The following is a 22,359-nucleotide window of genomic DNA, read 5'->3' as shown; positions in this document are numbered from 1 at the left end:
GCATATTAATTTTAATCGCAAGAATACATAACATCGCTGCGCAGGACATATTTAACATCACGAGTTACAATTTCGCCTTCGTGAACAATAGGGTGTTGAAAAAATAAAGCTAAACCTGTTTCAGGTTTTATCGATATCTCTGGTTCAACTATAAAAGTAGTATTTCCACCTTCAAATCCTTCATTTAGATAGATAAGAAATGTGTAATAGCTTCGCTCTTTCTCATTGCGAATAAAGGCTCCATCGGCATGAGGAGCGAAGCGCATTCCTGGTTTATAGCGATATCCTCGAAATCTTTCATTAACACCATTCAACCTTGAATTGTGAATTTCGTTAGGTACTTTCCCCCGTATACGTTGCAGCAACTTTTGTGCAGTGCTCTTATCATCAAAGATAATACGTTCATTATTGCGAATATCAGTCTTTAAACGAGAGCCTTGCGCTGTGTTTATTGGCGCAATTTTAGGGTTTTCACGATCAATTTTTTCGATAAACTCAACACATTCTTGCGATGAAAGGATATCGCGTATAGTAAAAATATACGACTTACTATGATCAAGACTCATGTGACACCTCACCTGTTGTAAAAAAAGTATATTCTATCTCCGACTGCCTTTTAATCCATTCAAAAATAACTGCGGCGCGGTCAAAACGAAAACTATGCTGTTGTACGGTTTTATTTGGTGGAAGTGTAATATCTCTTATCGCAACATATTTCGGGGCAAAAAACAATAAATCACCTTGAAAAAAAGCATAAGTATATGTATTTTCCTCCCAAATAATAAGGTGGCGAAACATAAAATCGCTACAGAATTTGTGTCTTTCTATCATGTATTTACTCAATAAATAGTCATGCTTTGCTTTTTCAGCTTGCTCAAATTTTAGGCTTCTTGCATATGAATGCATTTTTTTTTCTATAAAGACAACGATGTCGTGGTCTTTACCTGCGAGAAATTTGCGCGTTTTTGCAATACTATTGGGATAAAGCTTTGCTGCTTTTTTGCTTTTGTGAGGTGCCTGACAGTATTTCATATCGTAATAACAGCATTTACGTTTAGTATGAGTACAGCGGCAAAAAGCAAAATACTCGCATGCAAAACGTTCAAGGTGTTCGATGATAAACTTATCTTTGAATGGGCCAATAGTGTCTTTTGCTGGCTCATCTACAATTTCAAACCTAGGAAAAGCATTTTCGCTGAACTTTAAATAACTATAAGAAGTAAACTTTTTTTGACGTACATTGTAACGAGGAAGATAATCTTTGATCATTTTATCTTCAAGTAACAGAGCGAGCAGTTCAGTTGGTGTAGGGTGTATGTGTACATCGCGCATTTCTCTACGTAGTAATTGCCGGCGTTTTTCGTAAGCGGTGTCTATCGTTTTTGATTTATGTAAATAACTGTTGACTCGCGAACGCAGACAAACGGATTTTCCAATATAAATAGTGTTATTATCCTTATTGACAAATTGATAGACACCAGGAGTTTGAGGTATCTCTTTTAGCTTTTTGCGTATGTTTTTCATGTATTTCCTAGAGCTAAATCTGATTGTTTAGTGATCAAAAATTTCAGAAGGGAGAGCACTGTTGTTTTTGTAAAAATAATTATAGTCAGTTTTTTCGAGAGCCATATTAAAAATACTAAGACCGAGACTATTTGATATTTCTGTAATAAAAATACGCCACTGTGGATCAAATGTTGCAATACGTCCTTGAAATAATCCTGATTGGTATATAGCTTTATTGGTAGTTACACAGTCATGAATAATAATATTCTGAGTATCGAAAATTGCAAGAAAGAATATCTTTTTGCGGATGAAAGAGCAATTGGCTGACATTACCAGCATGAATAGAACGAGTGTTGAGTATTTGATCGTCAACTAACTCACTTAAAAATACATGCTTTTTTGTGGCTATGGCAATATATTTACCACTACTGCTAATCACTATGCGATTTGCTTTATCATTTATATTGGCTATTGATTTTTTTAATGAAAGCAACTCTGAATTTTTAAGTTGAAATACTTCCATATGGTTTTTTCCCACAGCATAAAGTTTTTTATTATGAACTGTTATTGCAAGCCCAACTACTTCAGTCTTTTTTTGATTTTCAAATTGTTGATTTAAAACAACCATATAGTTTTTATCGCTGATAAAAATTTTATCCTCAATAAAACATAGTTGTGATTTTTGAGATACATTGTGTTGCAATCTTTTTTCATATCCAACTACGTTTTTTGAATCAACATTTTTTAATTTTGACAATGCTATTTTTCCAATAACTCCTTGTTGAGCGTATTGACTTTGAAGATAATAAAGGTAATCCCCTTGAATATTGATAGCTATAAATTTAGATGCGGGCAATAACATAAAGAATCTTTTTTGAGTTTTTTGGTCGTAGATGATCAAAGAACCTTTTGCTAAAAGGGCAAAAAAGTTATTCTTACATACAACTGGGTGATCATTATAGATACTAATGTTAGAGAAAAGGCCTTCTTTGTTTTTTACACGTTTTACCAATATGTTTAATATTTTATTAGAAGAATCTATTACGACATTTGAAATGCCATCTGTATTTCGCTCGATTTTTAACATCTTGTTACTTTTCATCATTTTTTTTGACAAAAAATCGATGGTCTTTGTATTTGGAAATGGATGAAATGCAATAAGCTCTTCATTATTTAAAGTGTTAGTATAAAATACACTCGATTGAAAAATAAAATGTAGATTTTGAGAAGTCAATTTTGATTTGTTTTTTTCAATGTGATAAACATAACATAGTTTATTGCTATTCATTGACCATAAAACAGAAGAAGAAGCGGTTTTTGCAATTAAAAAATTTTGCGTAGAATCAAAATAAGCTTGTGGTATGCTCAAATTAAACTTTGTTTTGGTTTTACTTATTTCATCGTATTGTACAATTTCACTATTTTTTGCTTGGTAAATCCTTTTTTTGGCTAATATCATGTAATTTCCTTCAGCTTCTTCGTGTGTCGCAGCATCATCTTCTATTCTTGAAAATTTCAGCGAAGCATTTTCATCAAGAGATAGCCAAGCTCTGTTATTCATATAAATTAATTTACTATCCTCTGAGAATTTTATAAAAGGATTTTTAATTGCACTATCTTTAAATTCTCGACCTGTTTTTACATGAAATATATGACTGATATAGTTTAATGTTTGGTTTCTGTTATTGCCAGTATACACAAGCCATTTATTGTCTTTCGAAAAAAGGAGTGATCTAAAATCGCTTGTAATACTAGATAATTTTTTCGTTTTTTTAGAAGGAATATCATGTAGGAAAAGTTCTGAACCTTTTTTTTGGTGAGATTTCATAAATGCGAGATATTTAGCATCGTTTGAAATTTGCGTGATAATCGTTCCACTGAATTCAAACAAAACATCTTTTTTCTTTGTTGGTAAATGATAAAATTCTACACAACTTTTGTTGTATAAAATAAAAGAGTCAGTACTTTGTGCAAATTGTATTGTTATCTGAGAATCTTTGAACGGAATTTTCATGTAGTGATTACTTTTTTTTATACCTTGCTGTAAAGCAATTCTTTCCTCCCAAAAATACAAATCTTTTTCATCTTGGATATAAATATAAGTTCCACTAGGTGAAAACATCGCTTTGTAAGCCAATTCATTTTGATATGTCTGTACTTTTGGTAGTGATGGTAATATCGAATAGCGGAGTAAAAAATTAGCTTTTTGTAGATATTTTTTTTGCGGTTGTACTTTCTGTATTTTATAAACCTCATTTATTTTTTCTAATGCTTTGTGGTAAAGAGCCTTCTCTATAAAATTTTGGGTTGTTTCAAGATAAGCTTTTTGTAATTTTTCTTTTGCCTGTTGGTGCTTTTCATTTGCTGTAGTCAAGGCGAACCGCAATACAATAATAACAGTTAACAGCAAGCACATCACAGAAAGAGTAATGCCTGCCAATAATTGATTTCGCTGTAACCATTTTTTGGCTCTGTACAAATAAGAAAATTCTTTTGTAAGAATGGGTTTATTATTTAAAAACCGCTGTACCTCTTTGCGTAGAAATGCAACGCTTTCGAGGCGATATACAGGATCTTTATCTAAACATTTCATACATAAAAGATCGAGTTCAAAACTTACTTTAGGGTTTATTTCACTTGGGACTATAGGGTTTTTGCGGGAAATGGAATACATTAATTCCACTACACTACTTGCCTCAAATGGAGGTTGACCTGCGAGTATCTCGTAGAGAATCACAGCCAGTGCATATAAATCACTTTTGTAAGATGCTCGTTCTCCACGAATGAGTTCAGGGGCTAAATATTTTGGAGTTCCTACAAGTTCACCTGTTTTGGTTATTTCAATTTCTTTTGCCACTTGTTTGGCAATACCGAAATCCAAAATTTTAGGAACGCTGTCTTGATCAAGAATAATATTGGCAGGTTTTAAGTCGCGATGTATAATTTTTTCGCGATGTGCGTAAGCAACACCATCGCATATCTGACAAAAGATGTTTAATTTCTCATTGAGGGTTAAACGACTTTTTTCTAATACTTTGTTAAAGGGACGCCCTTCAATATACTCCATCACAAAGTATTGTTTTGGCTGTTCTTTTATATCATAAATTTTTACTATATTTTTATTCTTAAAACGTGCCATTGCGCGTGCTTCTATTGCAAATCTTTGATGAGCTCGCTTATCTTTATTAAACAGTAGTACTTTTAGTGCGCACTTACGTTCAAACTCCGGATCGTACACTAGATAAACGACTCCCATGCCACCACGACCTAATTCGGATAAAATCTGGTATTTTCCGAATTGATTGTTTAGTGTTTTTTGATGTAGTCGTTTAGTTTTTTTAAGTACGCTATTCATATATGGCTGAAAAAAAATTTGCGCTTCTTGCCAGTGTTCTTGGTCTACAGAAATGGAATACATATCAAATGATGTATTGCTATTATTAAGTTGCTGAAAAGCGAAGTCTACTTCTAGTGGACCTTTAATAGTACCATCTGTTTTTCGACGTATAAAAACTTGGTTCATATTTTTCTCGGATTAGCAGATCAAATATTTATAACTTAGTAGCGAGGCCACAGTCGTTACATTAAGGTAAATATTCAAAATAATTTTGCTATTTGTGAAATCATATACATAAGCAATCTCTGGCCACACATAGTATAAATAAACTTTATTATCGAATAAAGTTTATTCTTAGTTCTTTGCAACAAAACAATTGAGTTTTAATAGTTATTTCTTCGATAATGTCGATTGTAACCGCGATTATAGTTATTATGTTTGTAATTATTATTTCTGTAGTGGTTGCGTTTGTAATTATTACGTTTGTAGTTATTGCTATGGTTGTGGTTTCTATAGTGGTTGCGTTTGTAATTATTGCGGTTATTATTTTTATAGTTATTGCGTTTGTAGTTATTGCTGTGATTATGATTATTGTAATGGTTGCGTTTGTAGTTATTGTGATTATTATTTCTGTAGTGGTTGTTGTGGTTACGTTTGTATCTACGTTTATGCCCATTGTTATCGTAATAATAAACATTATTGCGGTTATTATTACGATTATGTTTGTAGTGTTTTTTACGTTTGTAACCATCATGGTTATCATACCTATAATGATTATGATGTCTATGATATAGACAACCTGAAAGTAAGAATACAATAGCCAAAAGTAGTATTTTTATGGACATGAAAAGTTTCCTTATTGGTGGTTGGTTACTTTTATTTAGGATTACGCCGTTTATTTAAGGTTACACGATCTTATTCTTCTATTTATTTTGCGGCATATAAATAAAAAAGCAACTCTTTTGTTAAATGGCATAACGCTTACTGATTTAGTAAACTAAATACACCTTATAAACGTCAGGTCGTTACTCTAAATAGTTCACGAAAACATTATCAAATATTACATTTAATGAATTTTCATTTAAAAAGGAGTGATCCTTTTGGGGAATACTACTATGCCCTCTATCCCGTTAGCAAAAGCATTCGGGATTGCTTTTCGAATAATGTTTGCTGCCCCGTTGATATCAGCATTAAGCAAAATATTTTGTTTAGACCTAAATAGACCTCGTTTAACACGGCGTCCCAAATAATTTTGATGTTTCTTAATCGGTTCACTGTCTAAGAAAGAACATTTAGAAGTGTAACTTTCTTCTTGAATAAGAACTTCAATACCAGCAAGTTGGGCTTTGTAGGTAAGTTGGTTAACAAACTGAGAATGGGAAATAGAAACAAAATTTTGATTATTCCTTTTGCCAATGTTAATCTGTTGCTTCCAATCATCGTTTTTGCCAATAACTAATGTTCCAATACTTTTCTCAACTAGCAATTTAATGATATAGCGACTAGATTGATGAAGGTAGTTGCTAACAACGCAATTTCTTTTGTATGTAAGTTTTTCAATTCTTCTACTAGTTCCTTTGTTACCGATATAAGACATTAAACAAGAACGCTTTTTGTTAAAAAATTGGTTAATCGATTTTAGAGGTCTACCGTTAATCAAGACAGGAGTGAAGTCTTTTTGATTTGAAGTTATAGCCGCTAAGTTGTTTAACCCAATGTCTATTCCAGCGATTTTGTTTTTATCAAGGTTAGGATTAAGAACTTTATGTTTTCCTAATTGTTTGTAACAATCTTCTAATAATAATCTATTGAACTCAAGTAACTTTTCTTCTTTTGGCTTTTGACTTAATATTTGTTTTGTTACTTTTGATAGTGTTACAGAATCAAAAATATCTTTGTTATAAATTTTTGTTTTGATCAAAGAATTCAATTTATCTGCTATTGCTTTTTTTAATAACTTTGCTGGTTTATCGCATTTGTAGTTTTCTATTTTTTCTTGCAATATTTTTGAACACTTTTTTCTCAAATACAATGATATTGGTGTATCTTTTTGTAGTTCTAAGAGAAATTCCGACGTGATATCTTTTTCTTTGAGTAAATACACTGATTTCTCGTAAACAATCTCTATTTTGTACATTCCATATCGAGGAACTATTCTTACCTGTTTGATGTGTTTTTGTTGACATGACAATGTTATGTTACACATTGATAGCTTGATTTTGTTCTTTGTTAATTCTTTTTTGTTTATTGCATCTATTGGGTATAAAACTATATTCCGTCCGTTACTCTTATGTTTATACTTTGGCAATTTTGGTTTTGCCTTGAATTTATTTGGATTGATCTTGTATCCTTCTAACCCTCTAAAAAATGATTCGAAGTTTTTGCACAATACTCTTAATATCTGCTGACTTACTTTTGTTGGTAGTGCGTAATAGTCTGGCTGCTTACTTTGTTGTAGCTCTTTTTGAAGATTTTCGTAACCTATAAAACCTTTTCCTGCGAAAAAATTTTGACGCACTACATACAATCCAGCATTATATAGATTTTTTGAACGGAAACTTAAGTCGTCCAGTTCAGAGTATTTTTTATTATTTTTTGTTATATGATGTTTTTCTACGAGCTTCATAATTTTGCTTAAACTCACTTATTTTTCAGTTTTACTCATTTCTTCTTCTAACTCTTTTATAATTTTCTCTGTTCGCCTCTTGTTTCTTCTCAACCCATATAATCTAGCACAAAAAGAAGTAATTATACTTACGAAATCTTGCATCAAGTCCTCTTTATCACCACTTGTTTTGTTTATTACTTCTATTTTTTTATTTTCTTTTGCTAATAATATTTCAATGTAATTTAATCCAAATCTTGCCAAACGATCTTTGTGCTCTACTATTAAAATTTCCCAATCATCTGATTCTAAAATTTTCTTTAATTTTGCTCTCTTATCATTTAATCCAGATCCTATTTCTTTGACTTCTTTTGCTATTTGATAGCCTCTAGCACTTGCATAATCTCTTAGGCGGTTGCACTGAGACTCTAGATTTTTTTTATTTTCTGATGATGATACTCGTGCATAAATGATCACGCTTGGCTTTTCTTCCTTAGCTTTTTTTTCCTTTTCGTCGAAAACAACTATTGTTCCTGACGGGAGTTGTTTTCCTTTTATATAGCCTTTTTGCCAATGACGATAAGCTGTTAAATAAGTTATTGAATTCTTTTTTGCATATTCTGATAGTTTCATTACTTTATTATACTTTAGTTTTTCTTTTCGACAAGAACAATTTGATATTTTTTGATAATATTTGATATTGATTTATGTTAAGATTTACTATACTAATATACTTTTTACAAAAAAATCGGAAATAAAATGATGAAAATAAAAATTCTATATGTGGAGAATAATTGTCGTTTTGTTGAGACAGTATGTAAAGCGTTCCTATCGGAATATGATGTAACAGTTGTTCCTACTATTAATAATGCGAAAAAATTAGCACAACAGCAGCAGTTTACTATTTTTATTGTTGATTACGATTTAGACGATGGCAAAGGAAGTGAATTTGTTCGTTACGTGCGACAAAAAAAAGATGATTCTTTTATTATTGCTGCTTCATCTCATCAAAAAGGTAACGAAGAGCTAGTAAACGCTGGAGCTAACTTTATTTGTGCAAAATGTCATTTCGATAAAATAAACTTTATATTACAAAAACTAAGCGAAAATAATATTGAGAAGATCGAAAATTATCAAACTAATTTTGTTATCGATTCTGACCGAGCAACTTATAAATACAAGAGGCAAAACACTCAAAAATTTCTAAATGATTTAGGTCTCGATTTTTAATAGGATTTTGTAATTATAAAATTAATATTGTGGTCTATTTTTTTTCAGAAACTAACTGATAATTATGAATGGCACGAAACCACAAAAAAAGAGGCACTGAGAGTATAAATGAGCGTATGGTTTTATACCACCAAGGGCTTTGTGTTGTCCTGTTTAAAAGGTTTAAAAACGTGCTTCTTGAAGTTTCATTTTCATTTACTAGTAGGTGTATGGCAAGCAATAAGAGAGCAATATTGGCAAGAAGTGCTGCATATAAAGCAATTGTTTTTGTCAATCTATTTGTTAAAAAATACATACAAACAATTACAAACATACAAGCCACTAAACAAGCAAGGTCACGCAATGCAAACTGAGGCTCCCAATTAAATAAATTATTGTTCATGTCTATAAATATAGCAGAAAAAACGATTAAGCTACACAGAAAGGGCCATAGGAAGCAGAACAAAACGTATTTTAATTTTTGCTTCATAAGAATATCCTGAATAAGTTACCACGGTACTGATTTATTCTAAGAAATAACCGGTATTTACCACGCTAACGCGAATAATTTTTTCTTTGTTTACGTTAAAAACAACGTAGTAGCTCAAAAAATCTCCGCGAATGGACGATTTGTGCAACATATTTTTACCACAATAAATTGCAATAATACCTTTGTCGTGGTCTACATGAGAAACCAACGGAGAATTGATTTTTATATAAGGAGAGAGATTCAGATTTTTCTCACGGAGATGGCTCATCGCTACTTTGAAACGAGTGGTTGTTTTAAAACCATTTAAGTCGTACGTTTTTAAATTTTTTTCTATAAATAATTGACTGTTCTTAGACGCTTCCTGCCATTCTGCTTGCAAGTTAGAATACTCTTGAATTTCAATTTCAATGCGTTGGCCCAAAATTTGCGAATATTTTCCTGTAATTTTGACCCATGTGGGATGTGGTTTGTTATAAACAACATTTGTTACATAGTATTTTTGTAGTGAGAACAAATTGTTATTGTAGGAATAGGTTGTAAAATAATTATGTTTACCTATTTTCTCGATTTTACCATTTAATACCAGATTTTGTCCTACGAGTTTTGTCGATATTTTCTGAAAAGTGTGTTCTTCGATAGGTTGGAAGGAAAATAAATCTTGGCTGTTTAGTACAGAGATGCAAAGCAATAAAAAAACAAGCGCTTTCATATCGTGTTCCTTAAACGATGAGAGATCACTTACATTGTAAGTGATTCCTGCAAAAACACGTAGCTTGACAGCCATGTGCCAAAACAGGAATCACTGTTATTTTGAGTTTTACTTTGTAGTTACTTGGGAGCAGTTTTAATAAAAAATATTGCCGCATCAATATTTTCGGCAACCACGCGATCAATTTCTGCACCATGCGGAACTTTTGATGTACCAACTTCTACAGCAAGAGATGTTGTATTATGTCTCCAGTGAAAGTAGTCGCAGCTTGATCCTTGGGCGACATAAATCACTTTAGATATCTGCCCATATATATAGTCATTGTATTTTGCCATTCCCTTGGCAATTACATCAAAGTCTTGTGCTTTTGATGGACTTTGTTTAGTGTAAGCCCAAGGATACATGTACATACGGCCCGATGCGTGATAGTCAACACTAGCTGAGAAGTTATGTTGTGTAAAAAGGTTACGCAAACCTTGAATACACGGTATCGATTTGTGTTGAGGATCTTGTGGCCATGGGAAATCGCGATTTGGATCTGTCCAGCCTACGTATCTTTGACGTTTTGTATAACCATCTGGACTAACCACAGGAATGAACCATATTTCGCGATTTGCTACCAACTGGGTTATTTCTTCGGTAGCACCGTTGCCTTCTATCACTTTTTTCATGATAGCCAGCATTACTCTTACAGTTATGAGTTCGTCACCATGGGTAGCAGCTGTTAACAGCACAGAAGGTTCATTTTCTTTTTTATTTACATTATCAGAAACTCTAAGTGCTAGAAGTGGTAAACCGCTAGTTGAAGATCCATACTGCTCAAGTTTAACAAATTGAGGATAGCTTTCTTCCCAAGATTTCATCTGCTGTTGAACTTGCTGATAAGAAGGGTATTCGTCTAAACGTTGTTGGGCTATTTTCTTGTGGATATCTTTTTCGATGATTTTTGCAGTAGTACCAGTGATTTCTTCTGCTTCGCTAATAAAAACATTGGGAATAATAATCTCTAATACTTGTCCTTTTACACCACGAACTTCGTAGAGAGTGGCAAGTTGCATCATTTTTTCTGTTGATGGTGCTTCTATTTCTATGCGGCTAAGAATTGGTGCTTCTTGGGCCCAAATAGGAGCAACTAAAGTAATGATGAGAATAGCTATGGTAATAATTCTCATGAAACCTCCCTGAAAAATTAAGTTTAAGAATCTGTTACAAAATTAGTTAAGGAATAATTTTGCACCTTAGAATTATGTTATAACAAGTTCTAAGAATTTCGGCTAAAGTCAATACAATTATTAATGTGTACTGGTGTTTTAAAAGTATTTGTTTTTCCTACGCTACATAAAACACCATCATCATCTAATCTCTTACAATACAAACAATAAGCACATTTAAAACCTTGAGAGTTGCGGTTTTTTGGATAAGAAAAATTTCCGAGTTTTGATCTTTGCGTTTTTGTGGTAATGATCCAACGAATAACGGCAAGAATCAGTAGAATAGGAATAATAAAACGCCAAACTATTACCATGCTTCAATCCTTCCTTAAGAGCGAACAGCTTGTGCTGGTTCTATTTTGGCTGCCATTCGTATAGGAGCAAAAATAGCTAACCACGAACAAAGAAAAACGGCACCAACAATAATCGTTGTATATATTTGTGGAAGACCAAATTGAATTCCACCGCCATCGAATTTCGCGATACTATTGATCCATCCTCCAGCATATACACCAATATACTTGCCAATAATTACCCCAAACGGAGCACTCACTATAGTGATGAGAGCGGATTCTATTATAAATAACAATGTAACCAGCATATTAGAAGCGCCTATTGCCTTTAGAAGACCAATTTGTTTTTGTTTACGTTGAACACTAGTATAAAATGTACTAAACAAAACAATTCCAGAAAGAAAAACAATTAAGGAAAAAATAACAATAGTTGCTCCAAAGTAAAACTGTTCTTGTTTTTCAAAAGTATTTAATGCCAATTCCAAAGGAGAAGAAGCAAATAAACCCATGGTGCGTAAACTTCCCAAGACATCGCGAATGTATTTTCTGTTTTTTAGATAAACTGTTGCCTGCATATATTGTCGTGTAAATTTTAAGTCGTCAAAAGCTTCCCAACTTTTAACTTCGGGCATTTCTTCGACAAATTTAAATTTTGTTACTTTGTTTAGTTCCTGGTAAGAGCGTATTTTCTCATCTATTTCTGCTATTATTTTTTGGTCCAGGAAATCTTCATTATAAGAACCAAAGACAAGGCGCTCTTCTAGTCTATCTTCGACTTGCCAACTTTCAACATAAACTTCCATCTCATATTCGTCTACGAAATCTTCGATATCTTCAATATTGTCTTCTGTCCATATTAGTTCGTCTTCGTTTAGAACATAATAGGCCTGACGAATTTGTGTTTTTGGTTTTATTAGGGATTTCCCTGTAAAATCAGTAATGAGATATTGAAAATCATTATACCAATTTCCCAATAAATTGTAAAAATCTTCTGTGATGATGTAGGCAGAGCGAGGTAAATTTTCGATGACACCCCGGACAGGAACAGGCAATTTTATTTCAATGGGTGGAATGGTATTACTGTCAACAACATGAACAAATATTTGTTCTGGTATTTTTTGCTGCGAATCTTTCGCTGTAGTTTCTTGGGTAATATAACCAAGCTTTTTGAGAAAGCGCCACGAGACAATTATGCCTGCTTCATCGAAACGAGATTCTAGTTGTTCTTTGCTTTGTAGGTACACAGACTCATTTTTTATGTCTTTTAGATTTACTTCGTCTATGTTGGGACGCAAAGTTGTTCCTTTTGGTAAATTTTTTGCCAGTACAATTTTTCCTTTTGCATTGTAAAAAGATAAAAAGGTTGGAACTCGTTTTGAGATTTTTTCAACACCAGTAATACTGATAATTTTTTGTTCTTGGCTAGAAATGTCATTTTGCAATGTGTTTTTTGTTTTAAAAACTTCTACGTTTAACGGAAGATTGTCTAGCACTTGGGTTGTGTATTCTTTAAATGAATACAGCAAACCAGAGAGTGATATAAAAATTGTAATCGTTACAATGATAGAAAAAATACTTAGAAAAGAAAAAATTCGATCGGTTTTTCCTAGTATCGAGTTCCAGCAATAACGAGCAATGTAACCCCACTTCATTTTAATATCCTTTAATTTGCTCTAATAACAGTGTCAGCATCGACTTTTACTGCCATACGAACAGGTATAAACGTCACCATTAAACAAAACAATAAACCATAAACAAAGATAAGAGCTACGTGCTCTTGAGGCATTGAAAAGAAAGCTGTGGGTATTTGTAGTTTCTCTTGAACGTAATTGGACAGTTGTGTTCCAAGTGTGACACCTGTCGCGAGCCCTACACTAATAGCTAAAAAACCAATACTGAGCGCTTGAGAAACAAAAATTTTAGTAACAAGCCATGAAGATGCTCCACAAGATTTTAGAATACCAATCTCTCTTCTTTTACGTAAAGTAAGCGCATAAAAAGTGGCAAATAAAATAACTCCCGTAAATAAAAATAACGCAAAGCAAATTCCACCAGCCGCAGCAATAAAGAAAGTTTCTTGCTGTTCATAATCTTGTAAGTGAAATTCAAGCGCTGAAGAGGCACGTAGATTAAGAGTTCGTATTTTTTGCAAAGCGGAGAGAAGATGTTTGCGGTCACTAACATATGCAGAAGCATGAGTATCATTTGAAGGAGCAAGAGTAGGGATTACTTCCGATTTTTTCTCATCGGGAAATAATTGGCTGCCATCACGTTTTTTTAAATGAGGCATGAAAGAACGACTCCATTGTAGCCCTAAAATTTCATAGGACTCTTTGGTCACTAAGTAGCGACCTGATGTAGTGCCGCTAATTACTCCTACAATAGGCAAATCAATATCCATTGCTGTGCCTGAGGTTCCTTGTTCCTTAATCCTTACCCTTAGAGTTGTTGGAAATGGAACATGTTTCCAGGTTTTTTCCTGGTCGATTTTAGCCGACGACGGTAAGTAAGAGAGTTGTTTTAACATGACAAACGGAACAATAATTCCTATTTCACCAAACATACTGTTTTTAATTTGAGACTTGCTCATAAATGTTATTTTTTGTTCGTTTCGCACATCTTTTAGGTTTTTGAGTAATGGATCTTGTAAATCAATTGTTCGCCCGCCAATTCCGTCATATAAATGCCCTTGAGCATTATAAAATAAAAATAATGTTGGCTTCCACCAATAACTATATTTTACATTTTTTAAATTCGCGAGAGACTTTTTTTGCTGATCACTGATCTTGCTTTCTTCGTGGGCAGTTACTTCAATCCGCAACCCTGTATCTCCAATTCTTTCATTACTACTATTGCGAAATGCTTGAAGCCCTCCTAAAAGCAAAACAAGTGTAGTAACAGATACAACGATAGCAACAATGTTTATTAAGGTAAAAGGACGATTGGCTGCGTGCCAGATATCTCCCCATGTGTATCTTAAAATATAGGTGTTTTTCATATTTTTTACTTTACAAATCGCAACTTAGATTATTTAAAATGATGACCATCCACAACAACTATTTGTTGTTTTAGAATGTGGACACTAAATGCATATTTCCTACCCTAAAATCATTTATAAATAAAGCGTGCTCCTATTCAAAGTTGTTTATAAGTGAATAAAATTTGAATAGGAACACGCTTTAGTTAGGGTGGGTGTCCGAAATGAGTTCTCACAGTCAGTAAAAATTTAGAAATGCGCTTTTGTAAAGATGTAGGGACACTCTTTACGAATGTCCCTACATCTTTATAAATATTAAATAACTTTGTGGTTTACGGAAAAAGTTCGATTTCAATCCATGCATACTCTAACTCATTTTCGCGCTCTTTCCACCACCTTTTTCTTGCTTTAGTCATGACATTGCCATTTTTATCTTGTATACGTTCTTTCTCTTTATCAGAAAGAACATCAAAAAGATAGTTGGTATTTGCACTAAGTTTTGTGAGTAAATCCTTACGAAAGCCAGGATCTCGTGCTTTTTCAACAAAGTCATCTAGGGTATAACTCAACAGACCATTCATAAATGGTAAACCTGTGTGTTGTTTCATTAAACTGTCAAGTGGTTCTGTAGCAGGAACAGAGTCAATACCAAGTGTTGTTTTTAGTAGTGTTTTCCATATTTCTAGATATTGCTCTGGCTTAGATGCTTGTTCTAACTCTTGTAATAAAGCTGATAAGAAACCAAGCAAACGACTTAGTTCCATTTTGTTCATGAGTAGATATACTTGCATTTGCCTAATATTGGTTTTTGGATTATATTCCCAAGTCCAACCTTTGTCGTAAAAAACGCCACCTTTTTTGAAGTCTTCTATAGAAATTTGTTCTTTTTCAATGAAAGACTTATTCATCGTATCAACAGTATCATGATGCAAGATAGGAGATACTTTAAGGAGTGTACCAGGAGCTTTTGCTTTTATGTATAAACGGAAAAAATCTTTTTGTTTTCTCTCATTGAATTTTTCCCATTTCTGATGATGGCGTTTACTTATTTCCTGAGCATCAAGCCCATGCTCAAGATCGCCTATTACTTGCTGACGTACGCGAATTTGTTCCTTTATACCACGAAACAGGATATTAAGAACATTTTCAAGGTTGTTTTGTACGTCGCCTTCAGAATAATTCCAAGCAGGAAATGAACCACCGCTACCTACTTGACCGCCAATAGCTGCTATTTGCTCAACAAAAGAGTTGCTATTTGGATTGGCTTCAATGTTGTGTGGTAGTTGAATACCGTGGAGCTGAACATTATTCAATTTTAAAGCATCGACAATATCTTTTTCTTCTAACTTTGATATGTCGCTTTTGACCGCTGCTTTAGGATCATGGTTTCCTGAATATCCTAGAGCGATAATATAACGACTACTATTATCTCTCCATCTTACACGCTTGTTCATCGCAACATCTACAGCATAATATAAAGACTTCCTTTTTTCCTTTTGGCCATAAAAATGCGGTCTTTTAAAATGTCTTTCAAAACGCTTAATGTTGTCTGTTAACGAATGCAAACGCACAACTTGTGGCTGAAAAATTTTTCCACGTTTATAACGGTATGTCTGTAATTCGCTGAAATCACTGTAGTAAATGAGGCCAACTTGTAAATCCACGACTTTATCGCGAGGATTTTCCAATTGTTTCATCTTGGCGATTGCCTTGCTAATGGCTCTTTGAATTTGTCTACGGGTATTTTGGCGGCTACTTGCGTCGACAAGAAACACTATATCTACTTTAGAGAGTTGTTCTCTTTTTTCTTTGATTCGCGAAATAACTTCTTGGAGAGCGGACCCTTTATCACCACCTAAAAACGCTACTTGAAATAAACGCTTACTCTTAACGCTTTTACTTTCAAGAAGTGGGTATCGCGGCATATTATAACGCCAAACTGTTGTTTCTAATTCTTCATTTACAACAGCATCAAGCTCATAATTTTTGGCAGCAATTTCATCTGCAAAAACTTTGACAAGACCATTTTTGTCTTTTTCTTCTTGTTGTAACCGTCGCCAACGATTAGTTCTTTCATGTCCTACGGCTTGACGTGTGTTCCACTCACGACAAGTCTTTTTGTGAATCCATCCTAAAATTTCATCGTTACAGTATTCAAGATCAACACTAGGAGATAAACCAATTAAGTAGTAATCTCCAATAACTTTGTAAATGTAAAAAAAAGTAAACATTGGTGTTTTCCCCATTTCCTCTGCATCGTTATGTGGAGAGTCAAAAATAGGGATTCGATTTTCGTGTTTATTATCAAATACTATTGCTTTACGAAAGATTTTAAAGTGCGTTCTTAACGCTTCAGGGTTTAAAAGTAAGTACTCTTTTTTTACCCAACCAATGCGTTTTTCAAGAGGAAGATCACCTTCCTGAGGAATTCCCAGATAACATTCTGTTGCTGTTTCGCCATAAACATAATATGCTGAAAACATAAACAGTTGATCGCGACCAGATTTTACGTTTCCTTGAATAATAGTTGCGACCATTGGATCACCATATTCGTTTATTATCGGTTCACTTCCCCAACGAGGAGTACGTTTTCTCTTGACGCCGCCATCAGCGATTACTACTGTACTAATGTATACGAATATTAAGAACCATGACAACTTATGTATGAAAGACATATTCTAACTCCTTAGCTAGGACGGGATCTCTTTTTCTTACTGAGTTCTTTTCCGGTCAATTGTTTTACGAGAACCATTGTGTTTTCTGGAGAATGAACAACTTGATTTTTGAACTCTCCCCCTTCCATCCATACAAAGCGTTCACAATACTGTCTAGCTTGGCTGTGATTGTGGGTTACAAAAATAACAGTTACTTTTTCTTCTGCTGCTGCTTCAAAAAGAGCATCCATTACCATTTGTCCTGTATCATAATCCAAACTGCCTGTTGGTTCATCTGCAAAAATAACTTTAGGACTGTGTACCATAGCACGCGCTGCAGCTATACGTTGCTTTTGCCCTCCTGAAAATTGATTGGGTTTTTTATTAAAAAAAACTTTTTTACTTTTCAGCTCATCTTTAGTCATAAAGCGCGAAAGAATAGATGCGGCTTTTTCGGTACATTCTTTGTTTGGTTTTTTTTGTAAACGCAGTGGAAGAGCAACATTTTCTAATGCTGATAAGTGGTTAAACAAATGTGACTCTTGAAAAATAAATCCAAATTCTTTTTTGCGAAGTTCATCACGCTCTTTGCTACTGAGTTCTTCGTAGCGCGTTCCTTTATAGTCAATATAGCTGCCTTCATCTGCTGTAACTAATAGCCCTAGTATATTTAGAAATGTGGATTTTCCTGAACCAGAAAACCCTAAAACAGCAAGTATTTCTCCGTGGTATATGTTAAGAGAAATTCCTTTTAATGCATAAAAAGTTCCTTCTGGAGTTTTGTAATGCTTATAAACATCTCTGAGGGAAAATAATTTCTTTTTAATAACACCTTTTTTTTGTGCACCTTCTCGGTATTGACGCAATTGTGCTTCTAGTAACTGTATTTCGCCTTCACTCAGAATTTTTTCTTCTTGAAATCGCGTAAGAATTTCTGGAACGCCAGCGTTTTCCATCGTACGTAGCATTCGATTGATTTTGCCAATAGATTCCTCTGGAATCCATCCTTGTTTACGCGCTTTCATTATGACTTGTCGAATTTCAAACAGGCTATTTTTCATAACTAAATGTCCTATTGGGTGTTGGGTATTACTGCTTTTTCATCAACGGAACTATAGCTCAATTTCCGCGAAGTAACCTTTCCTGTTTTACAACAGTATATATTGCACGTTTCTATTGGATACGAGTATAAATGCAATGTTATAGCAGGTTGGTCACTATTATTGCAAATTTGATGCAAACAAATTTTATCATTTATGTACGCGGTTTCGCTAGGCCGACATGTCAAACGATCGCCTTCTTTTATACGCCAAGCTCCTGAGTCTTCGTCTTTCAAACAGTGGTACTGAATTTCTGTTATTTCACCTGAAATAACATGCATCCAGCAATCTTGCCCCTGGTGATTATGAATAGGACTTGTTTGATGAGAAGGCCAACACAGAACCATAAGCTCATATGCTTTTGTTTTTTTTACTAAGTTGCGTGTATAAAAATCTTCTCGCCAACTACAGTGATTCTGAATACTTTCAACACTTAATTTTAATGATCTCATTGCCTGGGTATATACTTCAACATCTTTAAAGTCCGGGTTTAAAGCTTCTATAAGCTTTTTTAAACTACTGATTTTCTTTTCCATAAACAAATCATCGCTTCATATTTAAATAAATACCGAGTACGCTCTATTAATAATATATGACATAAAAAATGCATAAAAATTCGAAAAATAATTTAGATAGTCTAACAAAATACACTACTGATTTTTGTTTTGTTGTTTTGAGTTACACAATTAAGTAGCTGTTTTGTTAAGTAAATAAATTTGATTGGTAAAAATTTACTGGAAATTGTTACCCAGATCAAGTGATGTTTTAAGTTTTTTAGAAACTATACGATTTTTTTTAGTGATTTTAAGGTATAGGGGTCATCAATTTAAATATTACTTAAAAAAACTGTGACCGAAATCTCAGCCATAGCTGAGATTTCTGCTGTGTCTACATCTTTATTTGTTAATATCTACCTTACTCGAAGCTATTATGACTGCAAAACTTATAAATCTCACTTTTAGATATTTGGAGTAGTGTTTGACCAATTAACAATATCTTAAATGTAATAAGCATTTCCAATGTTGATATTTTTTTAGTACCCTTTTATCAGAATTTTAGGATGTATCGACGTTTAGGTTTAATATTATAATGTGAATTATTTTAGAGATTCACTACTCTCTAAAATGGGCAAATTATAAGGAGGATAAATGTCGACACGTCCTAATTACTTAGGAATTATTTTTGGAACATTCCTTAAAACCGATCACCCATACCGTACTTTTGAGGTGCTTTTTCATAAAACTTCATTGCTGCAGGCATTTGTGCTTCTAAATCTTGTATACGACGGTCATGAGAGGGATGAGTTGACATATATTCTGGTCCACTTTCACCTAGTTTTTTCATATTTTGCCATATTTGAGGTGCCGCACTTGGGTCATAACCTGCTGCAGCCATTAATTTTATGCCAAAATCATCCGCTTCACTTTCGTTTCCTCGCGAAAAAGGAAGAACAACGCCGTACTGTGCTCCAGCTCCCAAGGCTCCCATTACTGCACCTTTTGTAGTTTCATCACCAAAAATATCTGATACACTAGCCACTGCACCAACTGCAGTTATCGCACCCGTTGTAACTAATTGAGTTGTTACTCTTTCGTTACCATGTTGTAAAATAGCGTGGCCAATTTCGTGCCCCATTACTGCTGCTAATCCTGACTCTGTTTCGCAAATAGGTAAAATCCCAGTATAAATTCCTATTTTTCCACCAGGCATAGCGTAAGCATTAGGTGTTTTAGGATCGTCAAATAAACTGACTTCCCACTGAAAGCCTTCTACTTCACTTGGGTACATTTCTTTACATTTTTCAATAAGACGTTGTGCCACACGGTGCACTATTTCAGAAGAGCGCTGATCTTTACTTATCGGCAATTGTTTCTTCTGGTCAGCATAGCTTTCTGCGCCCATTTTATTTAACATACTCTCAGGCATAAATGCCATACTTGAGCGACCCATAACGTTTGTCGAGCAAGCCAATACTGACAACGAGGTAACTAGGCATAAGACAACTATTTTATTCATAATATTTTCTCTCTTAAAATTAAGCGTGTTCCTGCAATCCACGACCATTTCGCAGTGCTTTTACTTTACACACAAACTAAATAATAACAACCTTGTTTTTCTGTATGTATTTGGTTTTTACAATATGTGATAAGGTTAGCTAAATGAATCAATACCATCGATCCAAGTTGCGCAATAGAAATTATGCTTTAGAATTGCTTGATATCGAAAATATTTTAACAATAATTTTGTAAATTTATAAGAGTTTTCTGATTAACAGGAAAAAAATTGTATTTGTTTCTTTCATTAAGAATTTTATTGAAGGTACTTAGCTTTTACTGTACAATTATTCTACAGACTAGAAAAAACAACAACAAGAGCCTTTTTGAGGAGTTCGTGACTCAATGGAAAATAGTACATTGCAAGTAACAAATTTAGTAGATTTACTTTGCAAGAGAGGTGAATTACATCCCGAAAAATTGGCATTTAAATTTCTACGTGATGGTGAAAATGATACTGTTGACATTACATACGGAGAATTAGACCAGCAGGCGAAGGCAATAGCTGCTTTCTTACAAAAAGCAGGAATGGCAAATAAACGAGTATTACTTCTTTATCCATCATGTATTGAATATATATCTGCTTTTTTTGGGTGCCTTTATGCTGGCGCTATTGCAATTCCTGCTTACCCTCCTGACCCGATGCGCCTCAGCAAAACATTACCGCGTTTACAGACAATTTTAGATGATGCAGAGTGCTCGATGATTTTAACTTCATCACAAGTACTGTCTTTTTTCAAAAAAATAGCTCTTGCACAATCAATAGGTAATATTCCTATTTTAGGAAAATTAGGAAAAAAGATTTCTTCGCGTTTTGATTTTCCCAATATTGATATGAAAACGATTGAATGGCTTCCTACCGATAACATAGACCAAAAACTGCATAGAGACTGGCAATATCCTGATATTTCTTCTGAAACGATAGCATTTTTGCAATATACTTCTGGTTCAACAGGGGACCCCAAAGGAGTAATTCTTACTCACGGTAACCTTTTACATAACCAAAAATTTATTGCGGAATATTTTGATGAGTGCTCTGTTGTGATTAGTTGGCTTCCTTTATATCATGACATGGGACTTATAGGAAAAATAATGCAACCAATATATTGTGGTGGACACTGTGTTTTTATGTCGCCGCTACATTTTTTACAAAAACCTATACGTTGGTTGCAAGCTATTTCCAAATACAAAGGAACAACAAGTTGTGCTCCAAACTTTGCATATGATTTATGCGTCCGTAAAGTAAGACCTGAGCAAAAAAAAGAATTAGATCTTAGTTCGTGGATTGTGGCAGGTAATGGTGCAGAAGTGATTCAAAAAAATTCTTTAGATAATTTTTATGAATGCTTTAAAGAATGTGGTTTTCAAGAGAAATCACACTTGCCATGTTATGGTTTAGCAGAAGCAAGCTTGATTGCAAGTGGTATAAAATGTAAGGAATATCCTCGAATATCCTACTTTAATAAAAACGATTTACTTTCTAACACCGTCACATCTTGTAATGCTGAAGATAAAGAAAGTACAGCGCTTGTCAGTTGTGGTACAACACAAGAAGAACAACAAATTATTATCGTTAACCGCAACACTTTCGAACTTTGTTCGGAAAAAGTAATAGGTGAGGTATGGCTTAGAGGACCAAGTGTTTCTCAAGGATATTGGAACAAGCCCGAAATTAGTAAAGAAATATTTGGTGCTCGCCCTGCAAATTGTGAAGGTGAGGAGAAATTTCTACGCACAGGTGATTTAGGTTTTCTTCATAATGGAGATTTATATATTACTGGTCGTGTAAAAGATTTGATAATCATTGCAGGAAGTAATTATTATCCCCAAGATATAGAGCGAACGATAGAAGATTCTCATCCTGCAGTACGTAAAGGGTGTGTTGCTGCTTTTTCATGTTTATTTGATAACGAAGAAAAACTTGTAGTGGTGCTTGAAGTAAAAGATGTGCTTGCTGATACAGGTAGAATTAAAAATATTTTATCGAAAAACAAAGACAAATATCCAATTGACGACGTGAGTAAGAAAATACGCCGCGCTATAAACGAGAACCACCAATTAGCAGTTAAAGACATAGTTCTTTTACCTCCAAGAACTATTAGTAAAACTTCCAGTGGAAAAATACAACGCAACGCATGTAAACAAAATTATTTACAAAATAAACTTCCTCGCCTATAAAAAATATAGGGAGTTCAGAGTATTTTAAGTGTAAAA

At 33.8% G+C, this 22,359-nt stretch carries 18 protein-coding genes; 2 read left to right on the top strand and 16 right to left on the bottom strand.

Going from position 1 to position 22,359, the window contains the following annotated elements:
- Nucleotides 1–11: 11 nt before the first annotated feature.
- The 6 genes from UABHE_RS23800 to UABHE_RS23775 all read right to left on the bottom strand — a co-directional run bounded on the left by UABHE_RS23800 (nucleotide 12) and on the right by UABHE_RS23775 (nucleotide 8,081).
- On the bottom strand, nucleotides 12–566 hold the full coding sequence (locus UABHE_RS23800; protein WP_372365795.1) for a 2OG-Fe(II) oxygenase: 555 nt from the start codon (nucleotides 564–566) through the stop codon (nucleotides 12–14).
- Nucleotides 556–1,524, bottom strand: a complete 969-nt coding sequence (locus UABHE_RS23795; protein WP_372365793.1) for a GIY-YIG nuclease family protein — start codon at nucleotides 1,522–1,524, stop codon at nucleotides 556–558. The genes UABHE_RS23800 and UABHE_RS23795 overlap by 11 nt, the downstream gene beginning before the upstream one ends.
- A 232-nt stretch (nucleotides 1,525–1,756) precedes the next feature.
- Nucleotides 1,757–5,029: a protein kinase gene (locus UABHE_RS23790; RefSeq protein WP_372365792.1), complete on the bottom strand. Its 3,273-nt coding sequence runs from the start codon at nucleotides 5,027–5,029 to the stop codon at nucleotides 1,757–1,759.
- Nucleotides 5,030–5,226: 197 nt separating this feature from the next.
- Nucleotides 5,227–5,688 (bottom strand): hypothetical protein, encoded by a 462-nt coding sequence (locus tag UABHE_RS23785; protein ID WP_372365791.1) that lies wholly within the window; start codon nucleotides 5,686–5,688, stop codon nucleotides 5,227–5,229.
- Nucleotides 5,689–5,924: 236 nt separating this feature from the next.
- The gene (locus UABHE_RS23780) at nucleotides 5,925–7,469 is read right to left on the bottom strand and encodes an RNA-guided endonuclease InsQ/TnpB family protein (protein WP_372365790.1); all 1,545 of its coding nucleotides are present in this window, start codon (nucleotides 7,467–7,469) and stop codon (nucleotides 5,925–5,927) included.
- An 18-nt stretch (nucleotides 7,470–7,487) separates the two neighbouring features.
- Nucleotides 7,488–8,081: an IS607 family transposase gene (locus tag UABHE_RS23775; protein WP_372365789.1), complete on the bottom strand. Its 594-nt coding sequence runs from the start codon at nucleotides 8,079–8,081 to the stop codon at nucleotides 7,488–7,490.
- Between the two features lie 126 nt (nucleotides 8,082–8,207).
- On the opposite strand from UABHE_RS23775, the gene UABHE_RS23770 reads away from it, so the two are divergent.
- Complete coding sequence (locus UABHE_RS23770; RefSeq protein WP_372365788.1) at nucleotides 8,208–8,678, top strand: response regulator; 471 nt, start codon at nucleotides 8,208–8,210, stop codon at nucleotides 8,676–8,678.
- A 34-nt stretch (nucleotides 8,679–8,712) separates the two neighbouring features.
- On the opposite strand, the gene UABHE_RS23765 is transcribed toward UABHE_RS23770, so the two are convergent.
- The 10 genes from UABHE_RS23765 to UABHE_RS23720 all read right to left on the bottom strand — a co-directional run bounded on the left by UABHE_RS23765 (nucleotide 8,713) and on the right by UABHE_RS23720 (nucleotide 20,107).
- Entirely contained in the window at nucleotides 8,713–9,147 is a 435-nt protein-coding gene (locus tag UABHE_RS23765; RefSeq protein WP_372365787.1) for a hypothetical protein, read from the bottom strand.
- A 34-nt stretch (nucleotides 9,148–9,181) separates the two neighbouring features.
- A complete protein-coding gene (locus UABHE_RS23760; RefSeq protein WP_372365786.1) occupies nucleotides 9,182–9,856 on the bottom strand; it encodes a hypothetical protein in 675 nt (224 codons plus the stop codon).
- Nucleotides 9,857–9,975: 119 nt separating this feature from the next.
- Complete coding sequence (locus UABHE_RS23755) at nucleotides 9,976–11,028, bottom strand: M14 family zinc carboxypeptidase (RefSeq protein WP_372365785.1); 1,053 nt, start codon at nucleotides 11,026–11,028, stop codon at nucleotides 9,976–9,978.
- Between the two features lie 89 nt (nucleotides 11,029–11,117).
- Nucleotides 11,118–11,381 (bottom strand): hypothetical protein, encoded by a 264-nt coding sequence (locus UABHE_RS23750; protein WP_372365784.1) that lies wholly within the window; start codon nucleotides 11,379–11,381, stop codon nucleotides 11,118–11,120.
- A 14-nt stretch (nucleotides 11,382–11,395) separates the two neighbouring features.
- Nucleotides 11,396–13,012 (bottom strand): ABC transporter permease, encoded by a 1,617-nt coding sequence (locus UABHE_RS23745; protein WP_372365783.1) that lies wholly within the window; start codon nucleotides 13,010–13,012, stop codon nucleotides 11,396–11,398.
- An 11-nt stretch (nucleotides 13,013–13,023) separates the two neighbouring features.
- Nucleotides 13,024–14,358, bottom strand: coding sequence for an ABC transporter permease (locus UABHE_RS23740; RefSeq protein ID WP_372365782.1), 1,335 nt, complete (start codon nucleotides 14,356–14,358; stop codon nucleotides 13,024–13,026).
- Between the two features lie 311 nt (nucleotides 14,359–14,669).
- Nucleotides 14,670–17,012, bottom strand: coding sequence for a hypothetical protein (locus tag UABHE_RS23735; RefSeq protein ID WP_372365781.1), 2,343 nt, complete (start codon nucleotides 17,010–17,012; stop codon nucleotides 14,670–14,672).
- Nucleotides 17,013–17,023: 11 nt separating this feature from the next.
- Nucleotides 17,024–18,052, bottom strand: coding sequence for an ABC transporter ATP-binding protein (locus UABHE_RS23730; protein ID WP_372365780.1), 1,029 nt, complete (start codon nucleotides 18,050–18,052; stop codon nucleotides 17,024–17,026).
- A gap of 11 nt (nucleotides 18,053–18,063) precedes the next feature.
- The gene (locus tag UABHE_RS23725) at nucleotides 18,064–18,627 is read right to left on the bottom strand and encodes a cysteine dioxygenase family protein (RefSeq protein ID WP_372365779.1); all 564 of its coding nucleotides are present in this window, start codon (nucleotides 18,625–18,627) and stop codon (nucleotides 18,064–18,066) included.
- 658 nt (nucleotides 18,628–19,285) lie between these two features.
- Complete coding sequence (locus tag UABHE_RS23720) at nucleotides 19,286–20,107, bottom strand: M48 family metallopeptidase (RefSeq protein ID WP_372365778.1); 822 nt, start codon at nucleotides 20,105–20,107, stop codon at nucleotides 19,286–19,288.
- A 383-nt stretch (nucleotides 20,108–20,490) separates the two neighbouring features.
- Between UABHE_RS23720 and UABHE_RS23715 the strand changes: the two genes are divergently transcribed.
- Nucleotides 20,491–22,323, top strand: coding sequence for a fatty acyl-AMP ligase (locus UABHE_RS23715; protein WP_372365777.1), 1,833 nt, complete (start codon nucleotides 20,491–20,493; stop codon nucleotides 22,321–22,323).
- Nucleotides 22,324–22,359 lie beyond the last annotated feature (36 nt).

The sequence above is a fragment of the Candidatus Uabimicrobium helgolandensis genome (assembly GCF_041508025.1).
Taxonomy (GTDB): Bacteria; Planctomycetota; Uabimicrobiia; order Uabimicrobiales; family Uabimicrobiaceae; genus Uabimicrobium; species Uabimicrobium helgolandensis.
Note: the sequence above shows the minus strand (reverse complement) of the source record. Positions and strands in the feature narration are given on the sequence as shown.